Genomic DNA, 16,438 nt, shown 5'->3' on the forward strand with positions numbered 1-16,438 from the left:
GGCGTGAATGTGCCGAGGCGCGAGGGCCACTTGGCGTCGCGCCGCCCCGCCTGCCGGCACCTTCTCCCCGTATAGTGACGGGGAGAAGGGGGTTATGTCCGAACCGGATAGATAGGTAACAGAATGGACCGATAGCATGGGTGACAGTTTTCTTGTCCGCCGGAGGACCGNATCATGGACGAGCGGCTACGGTTTGTTGTGGAGTGTCTTTCTGGGGATGAGACGATGGTTGCGCTTTGTGCGGCCTACGGGATCTCACGCAAGAACGGCTACAAATGGCTAGGACGCTATCGGACGTTTGGGCCTGAGGGTTTGCACGACCTGCCGCGAGCCCCGCTCAATCATGGCCGGGCGACAGCTCAGGATCTGGTTGAGCGGATTGTGGCGGCCAAGGAGCTGCATCCGCTNTGGGGTCCAAAGAAGATCGTGGCACGGCTCAGGCGCACGGCTCCCGAGTTCATGTGGCCTTCAGCCTCGACGGTCGGCGCGATCCTTGCGCGGCATGGGCTTGTCCGCGCCCGCAAGCGACCCCGCCTGCGGGCCTGCGGCAATGGACCCTGGCCACAGCCGCAAGAACCGAACGCGGTGTGGACTGGCGATCACAAGGGCTGGTTCCGGACCCGCGACGGCTGGCGTTGCGAACCCTTGACGGTGATGGATGCGTCGAGCCGCTATCTTCTGGCGCTCGAAGCGACGGGGTCGACGGCCGATAGCGAAGCCTGGCCGGTGTTCGAACGGCTGTTTGAAGAGCATGGCCTGCCGGATCGCTTCAGAAGCGACAATGGCCCGCCCTTCGCATCGGCCGGCGTCACCGGGCTGACGCCGCTTGTCGTGCGCTTCATCAAGCTCGGCATCACCTTGGAGCGGATCGCACCCGGCAGGCCACAGCAGAACGGACGTCACGAGCGCTTTCACCTGACCATGCTGCCGATGGCCGAGGCACCGGAAGCCGACCGAACGGCNAGCGACAATGGCCCGCCCTTCGCATCGGCCGGCGTCACCGGGCTGACGCCGCTTGTCGTGCGCTTCATCAAGCTTGGCATCACGCTGGAGCGGATCGCACCCGGCAGGCCACAGCAGAACGGACGTCACGAGCGCTTTCACCTGACCATGCTGCCGATGGCNCACCCGGCAGGCCACAGCAGAACGGACGTCACGAGCGCTTTCACCTGACCATGCTGCCGATGGCCGAGGCACCGGAAGCCGACCGAACGGCACAGGGCCAGGCCTTCGAGACCTTCCGCCACAGCTACAATGAGGAACGTCCCCATGAGGCGCTGGGCATGGATACGCCCGCCCAGCACTACCGGTCCTCACAGCGCGCCATGCCCAGGACACCACCCGAGCCCGTCTATCCGGCCGAGGCCTCGGTCCGCCGCGTGCGCCACAATGGCGAGATCCGATGGAATGGCGGCTTCATATATGTCTCGCAAGCGCTGGCGGGCGAACCGGTCGCTGCGTTGGAGACCGAAGACGGACAATGGACACTCTCATTCCATGCCCACCCGCTCGGCATCATCGACACACGGCACATGAAGCTTGTCCGCCGCAGCGCCGCGCCAACCAATCCGCTTGGCGCTGCGGCGGACGCATAGGGGGAGAGAAGTGTCACCTATGTATCCGGTTCAAAGTGTTACCCATCTATCGGCTGGACAGATGGCCGCAACATCGGCGCTCTTGGCAACGCTGGCAATTGGGGAAATCAGTAGGCGACAGCGTCCTTCTCCCCGTCACTATACGGGGAGAAGTGCCCGGCAGGGCGATGAGGGGCGGCGCCGACATCGATAATAGTTCAACACAAGTTGAACCTTTCTGAATTGCACCTATGTGTTCCCGTATCTAGGTTCCGCCGACTTTTCCGCCATCAGTCTCGCGCCGTCGCGCAAGTCGTCTTCGCCCCGCCAAACCCAAGGAATTTCCCGCATGACCGAATACACCCCGCCGAAAGTCTGGAGCTGGAAGAAAGCCAATGGCGGCACGTTCGCCAGCATCAACCGGCCTATTGCCGGTCCGACGCATGACAAGGTGCTGCCGGTCGGCAAGCATCCGCTGCAGCTCTATTCGCTGGCGACGCCGAATGGGGTCAAAGTGACTGTCATGCTGGAGGAGCTTCTGGCGCTCGGCCACAAGGGCGCCGAATACGACGCCTGGCTGATCCGCATCAACGATGGCGACCAGTTCGGCTCGGGGTTTGTCGAGGTCAACCCCAACTCCAAGATCCCGGCGCTGCTCGACCGCAGCGGCAAGACGCCTGTCCGCGTCTTCGAGTCCGGTTCGATCCTGCTTTATCTCGCGGAAAAGTTCGGCGAGTTCCTGCCGACCGAACAGCCGGCGCGCGCGGAAACCTTGTCGTGGCTGTTCTGGCAGATGGGTTCGGCGCCCTATCTCGGCGGCGGCTTCGGCCATTTCTACGCCTATGCGCCGGAAAAGTTCGAATACGCCATCGACCGCTTCGCCATGGAGACCAAGCGCCAGCTCGACGTGCTCGACCGGCGGCTGGCAGAGACCGAATATCTCGGCGGCGCCTTCTATTCGATCGCCGACATGGCGGTATGGCCCTGGTATGGCGGCCTTGCGCTCGGCCGCATGTACAATGATTCCGCCGAGTTCCTGTCGGTGCAGGACTACGAGCACGTACAACGCTGGGCCAGGGCGATCGACGCCCGCCCGACCGTGCAACGCGGCCGCATGGTCAACCGCGCCTTCGGCGACCCCGCCATGCAACTGCACGAGCGCCACGACGCCAGCGATTTCGAGACGAAGACGCAGGATAAATTGGTTGTGGCGGAGTGACTTTTTTACCCTCCCCCTTGTGGGGAGGGTCGATCCGCAAAGCGGATCGGGGTGGGGGTCGGCGCCAAGCACCCCCCCCCNCTTTTTTACCCTCCCCCTTGTGGGGAGGGTCGATCCGCAAAGCGGATCGGGGTGGGGGTCGGCGCCAAGCACCCCCACCCGACCTTCGGTCGACCTCCCCACAAGGGGGAGGTAGGGCGCCTAGCTCTTCATCAATTTCGCCAGTCTCGGCACGCCTTCACCCACCGCGCGTTCATCAGCCAGCGTAAAGCTCATCCGCATCGTGTTGCGGCCCGAACCGTCGGCGTAGAATGCGTTGCCCGGCACGAACGCCACGCGGGCTTCCTTGACCGAGCGGGCGAGCAGTGCCGTGGCGTCCGCACCTTCGGGCAACGTCAGCCAGACGAACATGCCGCCTTCCGGTCGGCTCCAGCTGACGCCATCCGGCATTTCCGCCTCAAGCGCTGCAAGCAAGCCGTCGCGGCGCTGGCGATAGGCGCCGATCAGCTTTTCCACCTGGCCGTCATACACGGCCTCGGAGACGCGGTGCATGACCAGCTGGTTGATCGACGGGCTGTGCAGGTCCGACGCCTGCTTCATCAGCACCAGCCGCTCGACGACACGGCGCGGCGCGCAGACCCAGCCGACGCGCATGCCCGGCGACAGGATTTTGGAGAACGAGCCGCAATAGAGCGTGCGGGCGTTTTCGATGCCGCCTGAGCGTTCGCAGTCGAACGCCAGCATCGGCGGCTGGCCCTCGCCGTCATAGCGCAGCGCGCGATAGGCGGCGTCCTCGATGACGGCAATGTCGAGCTCGCCGGCGAGGTCAAGCACCGCCTCGCGCTGCTGGCGATTCAGCGTCTCGCCGGTCGGGTTGGCGAAATCGGGCACGAGATAGGCGAATTTCACCTTGCCGCCTGCAGCGGCAGCCGCCGCCTGGTAGGCGGCCGGCGTCATGTTGCCGCCATCCGGCGTCAGCCGGTCGTAGCGCGGCTCATAGGCGTTGAAGGCCTGCAGCGCGCCGAGATAGGTCGGCCACGTCACGAGCGCTGTGTCGCCGGGCGACAGGAACAGCTTGCCCAGATAATCCAGCGCCTGCTGCGAGCCGGAGGTGATGAAGATGTTGTGCTCGTCGCAGGCAATGCCGAGCTTGCCCATCTGGCCGGCCAGCCATTTTCTGAGCGGCAGATAGCCTTCGGAGACCTGATACTGAAGTGCTGCGCTCGCCTCCGCACCGCCCAGCACCGAGGCATAGGCATCGGCGATCGCCTGGGCCGGAAACAGGCCGGATCGGGGATGCCGCCGGCAAAGGAGATGATGTCGGGCTGGTCGAGCAGTTTGAGCAGCTCGCGGATTTCTGACGCCTTCATGCGCGAGGCGCGCGACGCCAACAGGTCCATCAAACTCACGAGCCCACCTCCCGGGATACGGCATCTGGTCCAGCATGACCGTTCCGGCCCATGCGATTTAGGTCAATCTGACTGACCTATTATCAGGCTCCCTCACCCGCGGGAATAGCCAGACCCTCATTCCGCGTGGCCCAGACGAAAAAGCAAACACATTTCTGCCCTGGACAGGGAAAATTGTTGCGCGCCGAGGGGCGCGGATGCAACCTCATTCCGAGCGGACCGGCATAAAAAGAAAAGCGGTCTCAACAAGGGGGGTTAAAATGACGCTTGAGCTCATCGGGGCCGGATTCGGCCGCACCGGCACATGGTCGACCTTTGCCGCGCTGAACAGGCTGGGCCTTCCCAGCTATCACATGCAGGAAGTCATCCTCAACAAGGCCAACAAGGGCCATCTCGACTTCTGGCGCAAGGTGGCCAACAGCCCGCCCGGCAGCCAGCACGACTGGACCAGAGTCTTTGCCAATTACAAGGCGACGGTCGACAATCCGGGATGCTGCGTGTGGCGCGAATTGATGGCCGCCTATCCCGACGCCAAGGTACTGCTCACCCTGCATCCGCGCGGCGCCGAGGCCTGGTACGACAGCACCATCGACACGATCCACTTCACCGAGACATTGTGGCAGTTCAAGGTGCTGGAATGGCTGACGCCGTTCGGCCGCAAATTCGGCGACATGTCGCACAGGCTGATCTGGGGCCGCACGCTTGCCGGCGTGATGGACGACCGCGCCAAGGCGGTGGCGCGCTACAACGCCTATACCGAGGAGGTGATAGCGGCCGTGCCGCCGGAGAAGCTTCTGGTGTTCAAGGTCAGCGATGGCTGGGCGCCGCTCTGCGGCTTCCTCGGCGTGGCGCTGCCCAACGAGCCTTTCCCCAACCTCAACGACCGCGAAAGCGTGAAGAAGATCATCCGCGACATCATCAAGGGCAGCTACATCATGCTGGGGCTGTCGGTGGTGGCGGTGCTTGCGGCGGTCGCGGCGCTGTGGTGGTGGCTGGGGTAGCCGCCGGACCGTCAGGGTACCGCTACTTGCGCGTGATCCAGCCGAGGAGATCCGGCTCGACATCTTCGTGGTCGGTCAGGTCGCGAACCAGGGAGGCGGCGAGCGCGCGCCAGCGCTTTTCCGGGACATTGTCTTCCATCACCGATTTGATGAAGGCGGCGCGCAGGATGGCGCAATCGAAGGCGGATACATCGAAAAGCAGTTCTGCCATTTCGGTTTTCCCCGTTCACATCGGGCGCGCGAGCCTGTCGAAGCCTCAGGCGCCAGCGCCCCATATACATGGTCGACGACAGCAGATTCATACTCTTGCCGAACCAAGGTTCAACACAATTCGATTGTACGGTTTTTACCAAGCCATTGCGGTTCGTTGCCCGCTTTTGCGCCGATGCTAGATTTGCCGGGCGGCCTCTCCCCAGACGGCCGCAAATGGCCGGCGCGGCTCTGGCAACATGCTTTCACCGGCATTCGCGTCGGCCATTTCCAGCCCGTGCCAGGCTCAGCCCAGCAGGCGTTCGTATTCGGCCTCGGCCTGGCCGTAGAAACCGTCGGCGACGGCGATCAGGCCATCCCGGTCGCGAATGACGATCTCGCCGCGCCGCGACCGGATCAGGCCGCGCCCTTCCAGGATCTGTAGGCCGATGGTGACGCCCGGACGCCTGACGCCGAGCATGACGGACAGGAACTCATGCGTGATCTGGATCTGATGGCCGACCACCCTGTCGTCACACATCAGGAGCCATCGGGCCAGCCGATCCTCGAGCTTGGCGCGGGCATTGCTCAGCGCCGTGGATTTGGTCTGGCCGTGCAGATAATGGGCATAGCGCAGCAGGAAGGCGCGAAGCGTCGGGCTTTTCTGCAGCGCTGCCTTGAACGGCTCGGAATCGATGCACACCGCCTCGCCCGGCATCTGCATGTAGCAGTCATGGGGCGCCCAGTCGGCGCCCATCACCAAAGCGGAGCCCGACATGCCTTCGTGGCCGATGATGCCGACCTCGGTGTCGAGCCCCGGTCGGTTCCTCGCCACCACCGAGGCCAGGCCGCTTTCCAGGAAGCAGACCGAGGCGACCGGCTCGCCCGCCATTTCGAGCGGGGCTTTGAGATCGAGCACACGATGGTGCAAATGCGGCGCAAGCAGTGCGAAGTCGGCCGGGTTCATGCGGCGCAAAAGGCCGCTTTTCTCCTTGCTGACCGACTGGTCCATCGCTCTCTCCCCAAGGGCAAGAGCACATGTCATCTCCCAGCCGTCGGCGCCCTGCCCAAATGCAAACGGTCATTGGACGATAGCTGACTCGGATTCAGCCATTGTACTTCGTACAAAACCGACAAATCAGGGGCGACGCCCCATCAATCAATCCAGCAGCTTTTCCTGGATCAGCGCTTCGGGCGGTCAGCCGCAACCATGCGCGCTTCGCGCACGATGGACGAGCGATCGTTGCCGATCAGCGATGCGATCTCTTGTATCTGCTGCTCGGAGGCCCCGGTTTCCCGCGCCAAAGCCGCGAGCGCCTCGGCGCTCAGACCGGACTGTCTCGGTTGCTCCGCCATGGCTCCAATGCCTCCTGTCGGGGCAGGAGTGCGATGGTCGCTCCCAAGCGTCAGCGCCCATTGATGTGGCTGACGATGCTATACTGTACGCTTCCGAACAATCGATGGCGAGCGATATATTAGCGACGCTGGATGCGGCCCTAGAACGGCAGCCTTATCTCATCGATCGACCTCGACTCCGTCCAGCCAATGTCCTTCTGGATCTCCGTCGGCAGCGCATTCAGTGCGCGCACGGTCTTCCTGTGCTTGCTGGCGCGCGCCAGGGCAGCGCGAATTCTGCTGAGACTTTCAAACATCGGTTACCTCCATGCAGCAGCAGAGCGCTGCCTCAGGCCCGCTCTTGCGCCACCTCTGTAACCGATCGATTGCGCGGCAACGGTGAAGCGCTTCACAAACCGATGCCGCCCAGAAACATTTGTATACAAATTAGTTGCGCTCCCGCGGTGGCGTGATCCGACCTTTGGCAGGACGACCGCATATGGCGCTCCCTCGGATTCGGCGACCCACCTTCCCTTCGTCGGCGCAAGGCGATCACATATGAGTTCTTACGAAGAGGACCCCCACCCTAACCCTCCCCACAAGGGGGAGGGAACGCTGCCGCAAGCCACCCATTCTGGCGTGGAACCTAGGCGATTTGCGGCGATCAGCGCCTACCAAGTCTCCCTCCCCCAAGGGTGGGGGTGTTCGCAGAGCGCAAACCCGTCATATGCGATTGCCTCGCTCCGCGGAGGGAGAGGAAATGCCAATCACCGAGGTCGCGGCCTTGATGGGCTTGGGTTCCCTCTCCCCATGGACATGGGGGAGGTGGCCGCGGCGGACGGAGTGGGCTGGCGCCGCCTTATGCGATTGCCCTGCCCTCCTCCGCACCATTGCCCGCATCCTCGTCCGCCCGCTCGGCTATGGACGAATCCCATCATGCGCAATAAGGATGGGGTCTGCCGTGGCGCTTTCGCGCCGGGGCAGGCGACGTTCGATCAATGACGCTGCGCCGGGCGCCTTTGATGCCGCTCCGCAAACGTGTCGATACCGGGGGATCTGGTCATGACCGAAAACAAGCCGACCGTAGACGTTACCAAGGACTGGCAGGCAACGCAGGGCCAGAAGTCCGGCGCCACGCGGCTGCGCCTGTTCGCCGTGCTGTCGTGGGTCATCGCCATTGGCGGCGAGATCGCCGGGATCGTCTTGCTCTACAAGCACAAGTTCGACCAGGGCAACCTGCCGCTGCTGATCGGCATCCTGGTCGGCATCGCGATCTTCGCCATCGCCGGCAGCCTGCTCTGGAAGGCGGCCAACCGGAAGGACCCGGCCCGCGAATCCGACACGTTCCGGTTCTTCGTCCAGAACCAGCTCGGCGCGATCATCACCCTGATTGCCTTCCTGCCGCTGGTTATCTTGATCCTCAACGACAAGAACATGGACCCGAAGAGCAAGAAGGTGGCCGGCGGCATCGGCGCCGTGCTGGCCGTGCTGGCGACGCTGATCGGGGTCAGCTACCAGCCGCCATCGGTCGAGCAGTACACGCAGGACATGAACACCTGCGCGGAACAGATCAAGGCGGGGCAGCCGACCACGGCCTGTTCGCCCGAAGTCGCCGCCCAGGCGCAGGCGATCGCCACCGACTCCACCACGGTGGCCGCGGCGACGAAGGACGCGGCGCACCCCAATGGCCAGGATATCGTCTACTGGATCGCGCCGGAAAACGGCGCCGCCAAGTCCGACACCGAGCATGTCTTCCACCTCTGCGCAGCGGTCAGCCCGCTGAAGGACAAGACCGTCAACAGCGGCTCGGTAACGCAAGCCTACGCCCAGAACGCCATCCGCATCACGAAGCAGATCGAGATGGAACAGAAGCAGTGCGGGTTTACGGCTGCGCCGTGAATGAGGCTGCGGGCTGGCGTGGCCGATTGGGTGCGCCAAACTGGTGGTCCACATCATAGTTGTCCGTCAGTGGCGTGCGGTCCCTCGTGGCGCGAAGGCTTACATGGCGGGACTAGACGCAACGTAAGCGGCTGGGGCACGCCAAATCCCTGGCAGGGGCACGACGAAAATTGAATGTCGCATTTGGGCCGCTTCCTGCCTGTCCGGTTTCGGGTGGTAGCATTCGGAAAGCGGACACACTCGTTGACTGGCGCGACAGCTAAATCCCGTTTGCCGGACACGGCGAGGATGCCGAGGGCCTCTCGGATATCGATGTGATGAAGCCTTTCGCGTTCGTGTCGACAGGATTCAATGGATCTCGGCCGGCGGTGACAACCAGGGCGCACAACATGGCCATCGTGCGGAACTCCCGTCGCCAGTTATGTCGCCGAGCCGATGCGCCCCACGCCCGCCCTCTAGACCGAGGACAGCCCCGAGACCAAGACACGGAAGGCCGTACCCAACCCGCGGAATGAGAGTCTGATCAACCGTCGTCTCTGAGCTCCACCCCCAGCCCTGTGCAGCTTCAGCCGATCCGACTGCATGGCAAACCTGCCAAGCAGGCGAGCCTTCTTGCCTTCAACCTTTGACAGGGAACATGAGAGACTAGTCGTTCAGCTTTCCGCCACGGTGTCCCATCGTCATCTTGGATGCGTACATCGTCGGTGAACGCTTGCCTGGAAGGTTCGCCTCGAGGACGATCTGTTCGACAAAGCCCTGGTTCATCTCCAACTCCACGCATTCGTTGAGCTTATCGACGAGCCAAACCGCGTAGCCTTCAGGTTCCTTGGCGTCAAATTCCGAATCGTCCGCCGGAATCTTGGGTTCCGGAAACGCCGGGATGATCATTATCTTGGGCTTTGGCAAATCGTAGGTATGTCCCTCATAGGCATAACCGACAATTATCCCGCACGATGTTTTCTGTTCTGGAGATGATCCGAGCATGAAGGTACTGCCTACCGTTGAAAGGACCGCAGCGCCAAAATTCTTCAGGTCGATCTTGAAATGGTAGGAGACTCTGATTGGTATTTTTGGAAATGGGATATTTCCATTTATTATATCTTGGCGGCCTTTGTTGCTGTCATACTTCTTCAATACTTCAAGTGCGTTGACATGTTGCTCGTCGGTGATAGGTTCCCCAGGCGCGGTTTCGACATACATGCCGGTGTCACCAAAGGGTGCTGGCGCACCGGGCACGCTGAGTCCAATTTCCGCCCCCAAGCCATAGAGCCTAACCTGTGTTGCGTTGTAAGCGCCTGACGGAAAGGTTAGTGTCGGTCGGTGATAGTCGTCGCTCATTTTCCTCGCTCCTTTTTGCTGCATCCTTCAGTTCACAAGATCTCCCGCCAGCTGAAATTCTCATCGAATTTTTCCGCGAGCATCGGCGCGACGCGATCGCTGGAGTCCACCACCAACGCCGCGGCCTTTTCGAACGACAGGTCGTCCGCATCGAGGCGTGGCCATGCCTGAGCAAGTGCGAGAGCCACCTCGTCCCTTGCTCTGATCAGCATGCTCTTGAACATGAAGGGCCGAGCGCGGAAGGCGCGGGACGTGAAATCCGAAATGCGCTGCATGTCGGATTGGTCGACATCCTTGATATCGATCCCCAGCAGCCGCTCGTCGGCCAACCCCTCGTGCACCAGTGCCGCGTGGTAGACGTGGACGATCGTGTCGAACACAGCCCCCGTGAATGGCCGTGACCTGTCATGGATTTCCGCCGTCACCTCCGACATGCGGCGTGCGTTGCTGGCGAGGCGGATCTGCCGATCGCCAGTCAGCTCGGCAATCCGGTTCAACTCATTGAGAACAAGCAGGTTGCCATTGCAGTGCCGCAGCAGCCGGTCCATGCCGCTGTCGAAATTCAGGAAGGACAAGAGCGAGACCAGATCCGAGCTGGCTTCGTGGAACGGTCCGAAATCGCCTTGAGTCAGGCCGCCAGTTGGTGTCCCGAACAGCGAAAACAAGATTGCGTGGCCGACCTCATGTGCGATCACATCGAAGTTGAGCGCATAGGGATAGTTGCCTCCGTCGATGCCGCGCTCTCGGCCGAGTTCCAGATAGCCATAGCCCGATTGCGCATTCTCCCAGTCGACGAAGGGGATGATTTCGAGCCGCTCGAACGTCTCGGCGAAATACCAGACAATCGGTTTGCCGAGGTAGCTTTCCCAGATGTCCAGCACGCGGCTGACCGAGGCGAAAGCGTGCGCAGAAAGGAACTGCCGCGAGGTCAAGGAAAGCTGATCGAAATGGCCGTCAAAGCCAGCCTGTGCAGGTGGAAAGGTTTCGCCGACAAACGGTGGCAGATAAGGGTAGTCGTAAGGCTCCTTGTCGAGGAGCGGATCGCGAACGTAGATGCGGTGATCTTCCGGGCCGGAGCGGATCAGATCGGGTGGAGTAGAAATCCATACTGTTTCGGGTGTTCCGTAACCCGAAAGGTGAGGGACCTGCGGGTAGACCAGGAACCGCGTACCCAGCACACCTTGCGCAACGGCACGATCGACCGCGTCCAATTGCTTGGCCCCCTCTGACGATGCCACGCTATCACGGTGCTTACGTTACGTAAATCGTCGGCCGCCAAGAGGTCAGGGCCTATAGCGCCAGCCCCGCATCATCCATATCCTTGGAGAAGGCCGTGGTTAGCTGTAATTCCGGCACGGGGTATGCTTTTTCAAATGCTTGCTCTCGCAAAAGTTCGAGTGCCCGCAGGGCATCTTGCTTTTTTTGCTGGACGAAAGCGGCGCCGAGGTCCCTGCACAATTTCTCGACGTCGTCCTTGCCGTCGTGCGCATCCCGGACCATCCGTGCCAGGGTGCGATCGCGAAAATTGACGGCCTGTGCCGCACCCTCGAGCCTCGCCTGCTGTTCGGGTGAAATCACGCCGCGCCGGCAAGCAGCACGAAGGGTCCGGCGCAGGTCAATCAGCGCATGCGTCAATTGAGCGAAATTCACCTCGGCCGGTCCATGCAATACCGCTACTGCGTCGTCGGGTGCAAAGGCGCAGCGGCGATACCATCGGTAGATAAGCCCGACGCCTTGCATATGGGGGAACAGCTCGGCTGCTCGAAGGGCACCCATGCTGGCCGCGCCGACGACATGAATGCCGCGGCTGAGGGCCCACAGGATTTCCTTGTGCCGAACCGCCGGCTCGGTCTGAAAACCGCCATCTATGAGAAGGATCGCACTCGGGTCGAAATGCTGCACGGCCGAAACGATCGAGCCTTGCACGGCCGGGGGAAGGCATACCGCATCGACGACCTTCAACGCGTCGGAATGGGACACGGTAGGGCCAGTGAAGACGAGTTTCGGGCGCATAATCCCTACCCCTGCAAGAGCGGCTGCAAGGCAGGGATGACAATCCTGACAACCGACAGGGCGTCGAACGGTTTCGTTCCCACCCGGATTAGGTGAACCGCATCGAACCCTCTCTCTTCGAGAATTGCCAAGAGGACCGACAGCCCGTCCGACGCCGTGTTGAACTTCTGCTCGGCGAACGCGCCGAAATCCACGCTGCGCGGGCCGTCGCGGAGGAGCCGGCGATGCGCTGCAATCACCTGCCGATCGGGGTATTTCGGATAGGACGCGCGCGTCAGGTCATCGCGCGCGCCCGAGATCGCCGCCAGACGGGCCTGGGCCGCTTCGTAGATGGCGTGCACCGCCGCGCCGGCGGGAGTGAAACCGGCAGCCGAGCCATCAGCCGGATGATCCAAAAGGACCGTTTCTGTCGGTTCGTCTTCCAGCAGATGGCACCACACCACCGGTATGCCCAACGGCGACAAAGCTTGCCAAAGGCCAACCAGCACGTTCTTGGCCGCCAAAGTTTCCAGGAGATCGCGGAGCGACGGATCATCGATCGTCTCGGGATCGATGCGTTGACGGTGGAAAAACCCGTGGGTCCGGTATGCCGTGGCGATCGCGTCGCGTTCGATGCATTCAAGCATGCCATGAACGATGGCATCCGGCTCCGCGAAGCCTGCTGCCAAACCGCTCGTCGATGCCGCGAAAATGCCGTCATGGGGCAGCGACGGCAACACATAGGCGGTGTGCACGAGCTCGAACGGGACCAGGTCGCGGCTGCCGGTAAGAAGATTGTCTGCGGCTACCCACGCGGTCTCCCTGCCGCGCCATCCCGGCGCGGTGCCCCCTTGGAGATACCTTTCGAAACGATCTGGCGGGATGCCCAATTGATCGGCGCAGCCGACGACTGGTTCGAAATTCGCCACCTGCTCTGCAAAGAAGCTCTCGGCCGATTCCAGCATGGCCGATATCCCGGCTTGCACCAGGGTGGCGCCCTTGCCTTGCGCGACCGCGTTGGAGAGCGAGAAAGGTCTTGTCACCTGCACGACCGGGATACCAAGCTGGTCGAGCCCGGTGATGTCGGCGATCCGCGTGATGCCCAGGCCTTCGCGCATCTTCATCAGCCTCGCCAGCGCCTCGTCGGGCGGCGGACCAAGGCGTTGATATCGCTCCAGCATCGCGGATGCTCTTGCAGGGCCCGCTAGTGCCGAACGGCCGATTCGGGATTGACGATCAGCGCGGCGCCCGGCTCGAGAGCGGATTTCGCACGTTCGACCCGATCGCGATAGCGCGACGACAGTTCAGGCGACAGGCCTGATGATTGAAGGGTCTCGTATGTACTGACGAGGAAAGGCACGGCACTTTGCTCCGCGGCTATGGCGATGCTCTTTTCGAGGGCAGCGATTACGTCCGCCTCCGCATCGCCCTGGAGAAGAAGTAGCTCCGCCCTTCGCCTGTAGAGCTCTGCCAGCCAGAAGCGGCTGCCGCCGGCCTCGGCCTGCGCCACAGCCGAGCCCAGCAACGCGAGCGCCTCATCGACCTCGGCAGTTCGTGTCAAAAGCTCTGCCAGCATGCCGCAATAGACCGGTTCGTCCTCAGGCGTCTGGAACTCGCCATGGAGGCCAAGGCCTTGCCGCATTTTCTCCCTGCCGCTCTCGACCTGGCCGGCGTTGCCGTCGCACCAGCCTTCGAAGATTTGCGCTGCGGCGGCGAGAGCGGGCATATAATGGCGCTCCGTCAAGTGGCGCAGATCCGCTATCACGCTTCGTAACCTCGAAAAATCTCGGCGATAGCAATGCAGCATCGCCTCGTTGAGATAGGCATGTGCGATGCTGCCGGCATGTCCGGTTTGCTGCGCCCAGCTCCTAGCTTCCGACATCGAATGGATCGCGCTTGCCGGCTTTCCGACAAACCAAAGCGACAAGGCGCGGTGGGCGAGCCCGCAGACCCTCGCGTCATGCCCGCCGAACAACGCAGCATTGGCTTTGCCCTGGCCGTGCTCATAGAGCGAAAGTCCTGCGTCGACTGCCGCGATGCAGCGGTCGTGGCGGCCAAGATTGAAGTCGATTGCCCACACGCAATGCCTGGCCTGGAGTTGCACTTCGGCATCCTCGACATCCCTGAGATCGCTGAGCACCACTTCCGCGCGCTCGCCGTCCATGACGGTATCCGTGAACCACCAGCCCCAGTAGATCGGGAACCACTTGGCCCGCTCGGCCACCGGCCGCCGCCGGGCTATCACCACGCCGTCCTCGTACAATTTGCGGGCGGGCCCCGAGTTCGGACCTTCGACAGCGGTCAGGATGGGACCGAGCACGATCATAGCCGATAGCCGCAGCGCGTCTCGCCTGTCGGCTGCCGCAACGTGCTCGCAGAGCGCCAATGCATGCTCGAGTATCTGCCTCGCTTCCGCCATTGCCGAGCGCGACGAGCTTTCCGTGCCTGCGATCACGAACTGAGCGATCGCGTCCTCCATAAGGCCTGCGCGCTCGGCGTGCTCGGCGACCTCGGCGGTGCTCAGCCACCCGGCCAGGTTTCGGTTGCGGCTCACCGCGGCAAACAGGTGGCGATGCAAGGCCTGCCGTTTCTTGCGCAGCGTTGCGTTGTAGATCGTCTCCTGGATAAGCGCATGGCGCACGCCATAGACCGGAACGCCAAAAGGCCGCACGCGGATCAGGAACCCGGCCTCGCTCAGTGAATCCAGCGCGTTTGCGATGATTTCGTCGTCGAGCTCCGGCAACAACGCGCGCAACAATTCCTGATTGAAACGATTGCCCGCGACGGCCGCGGCGCGCGCGACTTCGCGTGCCGGCCCTAGCGTTTCGAGCCTGGCCTCGATCACGCTTTCAAACACCGAGGCATGACTACGCGTCGCGGTCTGCGCCAGCCGATCCGTTGCCGAGGCCGCGTTCTCGGCCATCCACTGGCAGATTTCTTCGATGAACAGCGGGACGCCTCCGGTCACGCGTTCCACCACGTCGAGCAATTCCGGGGAAGTTGAAGGCTTGCCTTGCGGCCACATGGCCGCGATCGCCAGCCGCGTTTGCTCGCGGTTGAGCGGCTTTAGCGAGATATGCCTTGGATTCGATGCTGCCAGCCAGCTCCCGGATTCAGGGCGCGTGGTCACGATGACAAGCGCCCGGAAGTGACGGGCCGACTGTGCAAGCTCAGCCAACAATTGTCTAGACGTCAGGTCGATCCAATGGATGTCCTCGACCACCAGGACGATCGGTCCGCTGGCGCACAGGGCTTCGAGCGAGTGGCGAACCGCCCAATTGGCTTTCGCGCGCATCGCCTCGGCGTCGATTTCCTTAAGCATCGGATCGGCTCCCGCAGCGCCGAGCAGGAACGAGAAGACGTCTATGATTTCAGGATCGCGGACGTCATGATCGCGGAATACTTCTGCCACAGCGGCAGCGCTCAGCTGTCCTTCGTTGCCGGCGAAATCGCCGCGTACGTTCTGTAGCAGCGGATGCAGCGCCGAGCGCAAGCCGCCGGGCGTGCACTGGAAGAGCAGCAGTTTCGCGCGCTGGTGACGCGTGCGCCGGCGCACTTCGTGAAGAATGCGCGACTTGCCGATCCCGGCCTCGCCCTCGATCACCACCACGCCGCCGTTTCCTGCAACGGCGCTGTCCCATGCTTCGGCGATCGTGGCAAGTTCGGCCTCGCGATCGACGAGCGGACTGCTCAGCCGCCCGAAGGCGAAGAAGCGGTCGACCTCGCGCTTGTGACTCAGCGCGCGCCAGACCAGCTCCGGCTCGGCAAAACCCTTGATCGTATGGCTGCCCCTAAAGCTGAACACATGCGACCGTCGCGCCAGGTTGCGTGTCGCCTCCGAGACTAACACCGTATCCGGCTGCGCGATGGCCTGGAGCCGCGTGGCCATCGCGAAGGCAGGGCCGGTGACATTGTCACGACCCGTCTCGGCGTCACCCTTCTGGATCAGGGTCATCGATGTCGCGATTCCGACCCGGACATGCAAATCGGCGCGGCCTTGGTTCGAACCGACGCGCCTGCAGGCGTCGATGATTTCGAGCCCGGCCCGGATCGCCAGCGATGCCGCATCCTTGGCGTCTATTTCGGCAGGAAACAAAGCAACGCCGCCATCGCCGACCTCGACCTCTACGGCACCCGAGCACGACGCGACCGCCTGTCTCGCCGCCCGCTGGAAGGCTGATATCAGTTCCTCGAACTCTTCAATGTCCAGGATGCCAAGAAGGTCAGTCGATCCGACCAGGTCGTAGCAGAGCGCGGTCAGGATCCGGCGCTCATGCCGGGCTTCCGACGCATTGTTACCGTTGCCGCCCAGAAAACCTGTTGCCACCGACGCCGCCGGCAACGCGACCGGACTCTTCTCCGACATGCTGGGATTTCCTCGCCGAGCACAGTGACGGCAATATTAGCAAAGTGCGATGCTGTTCACAAAACACTTGATCAGTAGGGAGGGCAGGAAAAAGCCGATGCTGGGATCATTATGGA

The 16,438-nt window shown here is 62.5% G+C and carries 14 protein-coding genes and 1 pseudogene; 5 read left to right on the plus strand and 10 right to left on the minus strand.

From position 1 onward, the window contains the following. Positions 1 to 174 precede the first annotated feature (174 nt). From X727_RS0134105 to yghU, 3 genes are all read left to right on the plus strand, one after another. Positions 175 to 1,173, plus strand: a complete 999-nt coding sequence (locus tag X727_RS0134105) for a helix-turn-helix domain-containing protein (protein WP_245274177.1) — start codon at positions 175 to 177, stop codon at positions 1,171 to 1,173. A gap of 2 nt (positions 1,174 to 1,175) precedes the next feature. Continuing rightward, complete coding sequence (locus X727_RS01000000164780) at positions 1,176 to 1,595, plus strand: integrase core domain-containing protein (RefSeq protein ID WP_023735139.1); 420 nt, start codon at positions 1,176 to 1,178, stop codon at positions 1,593 to 1,595. A 328-nt stretch (positions 1,596 to 1,923) separates the two neighbouring features. Next, positions 1,924 to 2,793, plus strand: coding sequence for a glutathione-dependent disulfide-bond oxidoreductase (yghU, locus tag X727_RS147810; RefSeq protein WP_023671415.1), 870 nt, complete (start codon positions 1,924 to 1,926; stop codon positions 2,791 to 2,793). A gap of 201 nt (positions 2,794 to 2,994) precedes the next feature. Here the strand turns inward: yghU and X727_RS01000000164785 are convergent. Continuing rightward, positions 2,995 to 4,193 (minus strand): annotated as a pseudogene (locus X727_RS01000000164785) (PLP-dependent aminotransferase family protein). A 269-nt stretch (positions 4,194 to 4,462) separates the two neighbouring features. On the opposite strand from X727_RS01000000164785, the gene X727_RS147805 reads away from it, so the two are divergent. After that, positions 4,463 to 5,203, plus strand: coding sequence for a sulfotransferase family protein (locus tag X727_RS147805; protein ID WP_023834493.1), 741 nt, complete (start codon positions 4,463 to 4,465; stop codon positions 5,201 to 5,203). A gap of 22 nt (positions 5,204 to 5,225) precedes the next feature. On the opposite strand, the gene X727_RS12690 is transcribed toward X727_RS147805, so the two are convergent. From X727_RS12690 to X727_RS1000000168565, 4 genes are all read right to left on the minus strand, one after another. Then, positions 5,226 to 5,414: a hypothetical protein gene (locus X727_RS12690; RefSeq protein ID WP_023671412.1), complete on the minus strand. Its 189-nt coding sequence runs from the start codon at positions 5,412 to 5,414 to the stop codon at positions 5,226 to 5,228. 285 nt (positions 5,415 to 5,699) lie between these two features. Next, the gene (locus tag X727_RS147800; protein ID WP_023685922.1) at positions 5,700 to 6,404 is read right to left on the minus strand and encodes a Crp/Fnr family transcriptional regulator; all 705 of its coding nucleotides are present in this window, start codon (positions 6,402 to 6,404) and stop codon (positions 5,700 to 5,702) included. Between the two features lie 170 nt (positions 6,405 to 6,574). Further along, the gene (locus X727_RS1000000168560) at positions 6,575 to 6,748 is read right to left on the minus strand and encodes a hypothetical protein (RefSeq protein ID WP_023689840.1); all 174 of its coding nucleotides are present in this window, start codon (positions 6,746 to 6,748) and stop codon (positions 6,575 to 6,577) included. A gap of 140 nt (positions 6,749 to 6,888) precedes the next feature. Beyond that, the gene (locus X727_RS1000000168565) at positions 6,889 to 7,044 is read right to left on the minus strand and encodes a hypothetical protein (RefSeq protein WP_023671409.1); all 156 of its coding nucleotides are present in this window, start codon (positions 7,042 to 7,044) and stop codon (positions 6,889 to 6,891) included. A 745-nt stretch (positions 7,045 to 7,789) separates the two neighbouring features. Between X727_RS1000000168565 and X727_RS147795 the strand changes: the two genes are divergently transcribed. After that, entirely contained in the window at positions 7,790 to 8,626 is an 837-nt protein-coding gene (locus X727_RS147795; protein WP_023689839.1) for a hypothetical protein, read from the plus strand. 645 nt (positions 8,627 to 9,271) lie between these two features. Here X727_RS147795 and X727_RS1000000167985 read toward each other — a convergent pair. The 5 genes from X727_RS1000000167985 to X727_RS147780 form a co-directional block, all read right to left on the minus strand. Then, the gene (locus X727_RS1000000167985; RefSeq protein WP_155923581.1) at positions 9,272 to 9,964 is read right to left on the minus strand and encodes a hypothetical protein; all 693 of its coding nucleotides are present in this window, start codon (positions 9,962 to 9,964) and stop codon (positions 9,272 to 9,274) included. Between the two features lie 32 nt (positions 9,965 to 9,996). Then, positions 9,997 to 11,175: a hypothetical protein gene (locus X727_RS147790; protein WP_023689836.1), complete on the minus strand. Its 1,179-nt coding sequence runs from the start codon at positions 11,173 to 11,175 to the stop codon at positions 9,997 to 9,999. A gap of 79 nt (positions 11,176 to 11,254) precedes the next feature. After that, a complete protein-coding gene (locus X727_RS0134125) occupies positions 11,255 to 11,977 on the minus strand; it encodes a TfuA-like protein (protein ID WP_023689835.1) in 723 nt (240 codons plus the stop codon). A gap of 5 nt (positions 11,978 to 11,982) precedes the next feature. Continuing rightward, positions 11,983 to 13,137 (minus strand): YcaO-like family protein, encoded by a 1,155-nt coding sequence (locus X727_RS147785; RefSeq protein WP_050591298.1) that lies wholly within the window; start codon positions 13,135 to 13,137, stop codon positions 11,983 to 11,985. Between the two features lie 23 nt (positions 13,138 to 13,160). Next, positions 13,161 to 16,322 (minus strand): AAA family ATPase, encoded by a 3,162-nt coding sequence (locus X727_RS147780; RefSeq protein ID WP_023834495.1) that lies wholly within the window; start codon positions 16,320 to 16,322, stop codon positions 13,161 to 13,163. Between the last annotated feature and the right edge of the window lie 116 nt (positions 16,323 to 16,438).

The organism is Mesorhizobium sp. L103C105A0, from assembly GCF_000502215.1.
GTDB lineage: Bacteria > Pseudomonadota > Alphaproteobacteria > Rhizobiales > Rhizobiaceae > Mesorhizobium.

What these genes read in the sequence shown, in the direction of transcription:
- X727_RS0134125 (WP_023689835.1), bottom strand. Translation starts at nt 11,977, where the DNA reads ATGCGCCCGAAACTCGTCTTCACTGGCCCTACCGTGTCCCATTCCGAC.
- X727_RS1000000168560 (WP_023689840.1), bottom strand. Translation starts at nt 6,748, where the DNA reads ATGGCGGAGCAACCGAGACAGTCCGGTCTGAGCGCCGAGGCGCTCGCG.
- X727_RS147780 (WP_023834495.1), bottom strand. Translation starts at nt 16,322, where the DNA reads ATGTCGGAGAAGAGTCCGGTCGCGTTGCCGGCGGCGTCGGTGGCAACA.
- yghU (WP_023671415.1), top strand. Translation starts at nt 1,924, where the DNA reads ATGACCGAATACACCCCGCCGAAAGTCTGGAGCTGGAAGAAAGCCAAT.
- X727_RS1000000168565 (WP_023671409.1), bottom strand. Translation starts at nt 7,044, where the DNA reads ATGTTTGAAAGTCTCAGCAGAATTCGCGCTGCCCTGGCGCGCGCCAGC.
- X727_RS147795 (WP_023689839.1), top strand. Translation starts at nt 7,790, where the DNA reads ATGACCGAAAACAAGCCGACCGTAGACGTTACCAAGGACTGGCAGGCA.
- X727_RS147800 (WP_023685922.1), bottom strand. Translation starts at nt 6,404, where the DNA reads ATGGACCAGTCGGTCAGCAAGGAGAAAAGCGGCCTTTTGCGCCGCATG.
- X727_RS147785 (WP_050591298.1), bottom strand. Translation starts at nt 13,137, where the DNA reads ATGCTGGAGCGATATCAACGCCTTGGTCCGCCGCCCGACGAGGCGCTG.
- X727_RS12690 (WP_023671412.1), bottom strand. Translation starts at nt 5,414, where the DNA reads ATGGCAGAACTGCTTTTCGATGTATCCGCCTTCGATTGCGCCATCCTG.
- X727_RS147805 (WP_023834493.1), top strand. Translation starts at nt 4,463, where the DNA reads ATGACGCTTGAGCTCATCGGGGCCGGATTCGGCCGCACCGGCACATGG.
- X727_RS01000000164780 (WP_023735139.1), top strand. Translation starts at nt 1,176, where the DNA reads ATGCTGCCGATGGCCGAGGCACCGGAAGCCGACCGAACGGCACAGGGC.
- X727_RS1000000167985 (WP_155923581.1), bottom strand. Translation starts at nt 9,964, where the DNA reads ATGAGCGACGACTATCACCGACCGACACTAACCTTTCCGTCAGGCGCT.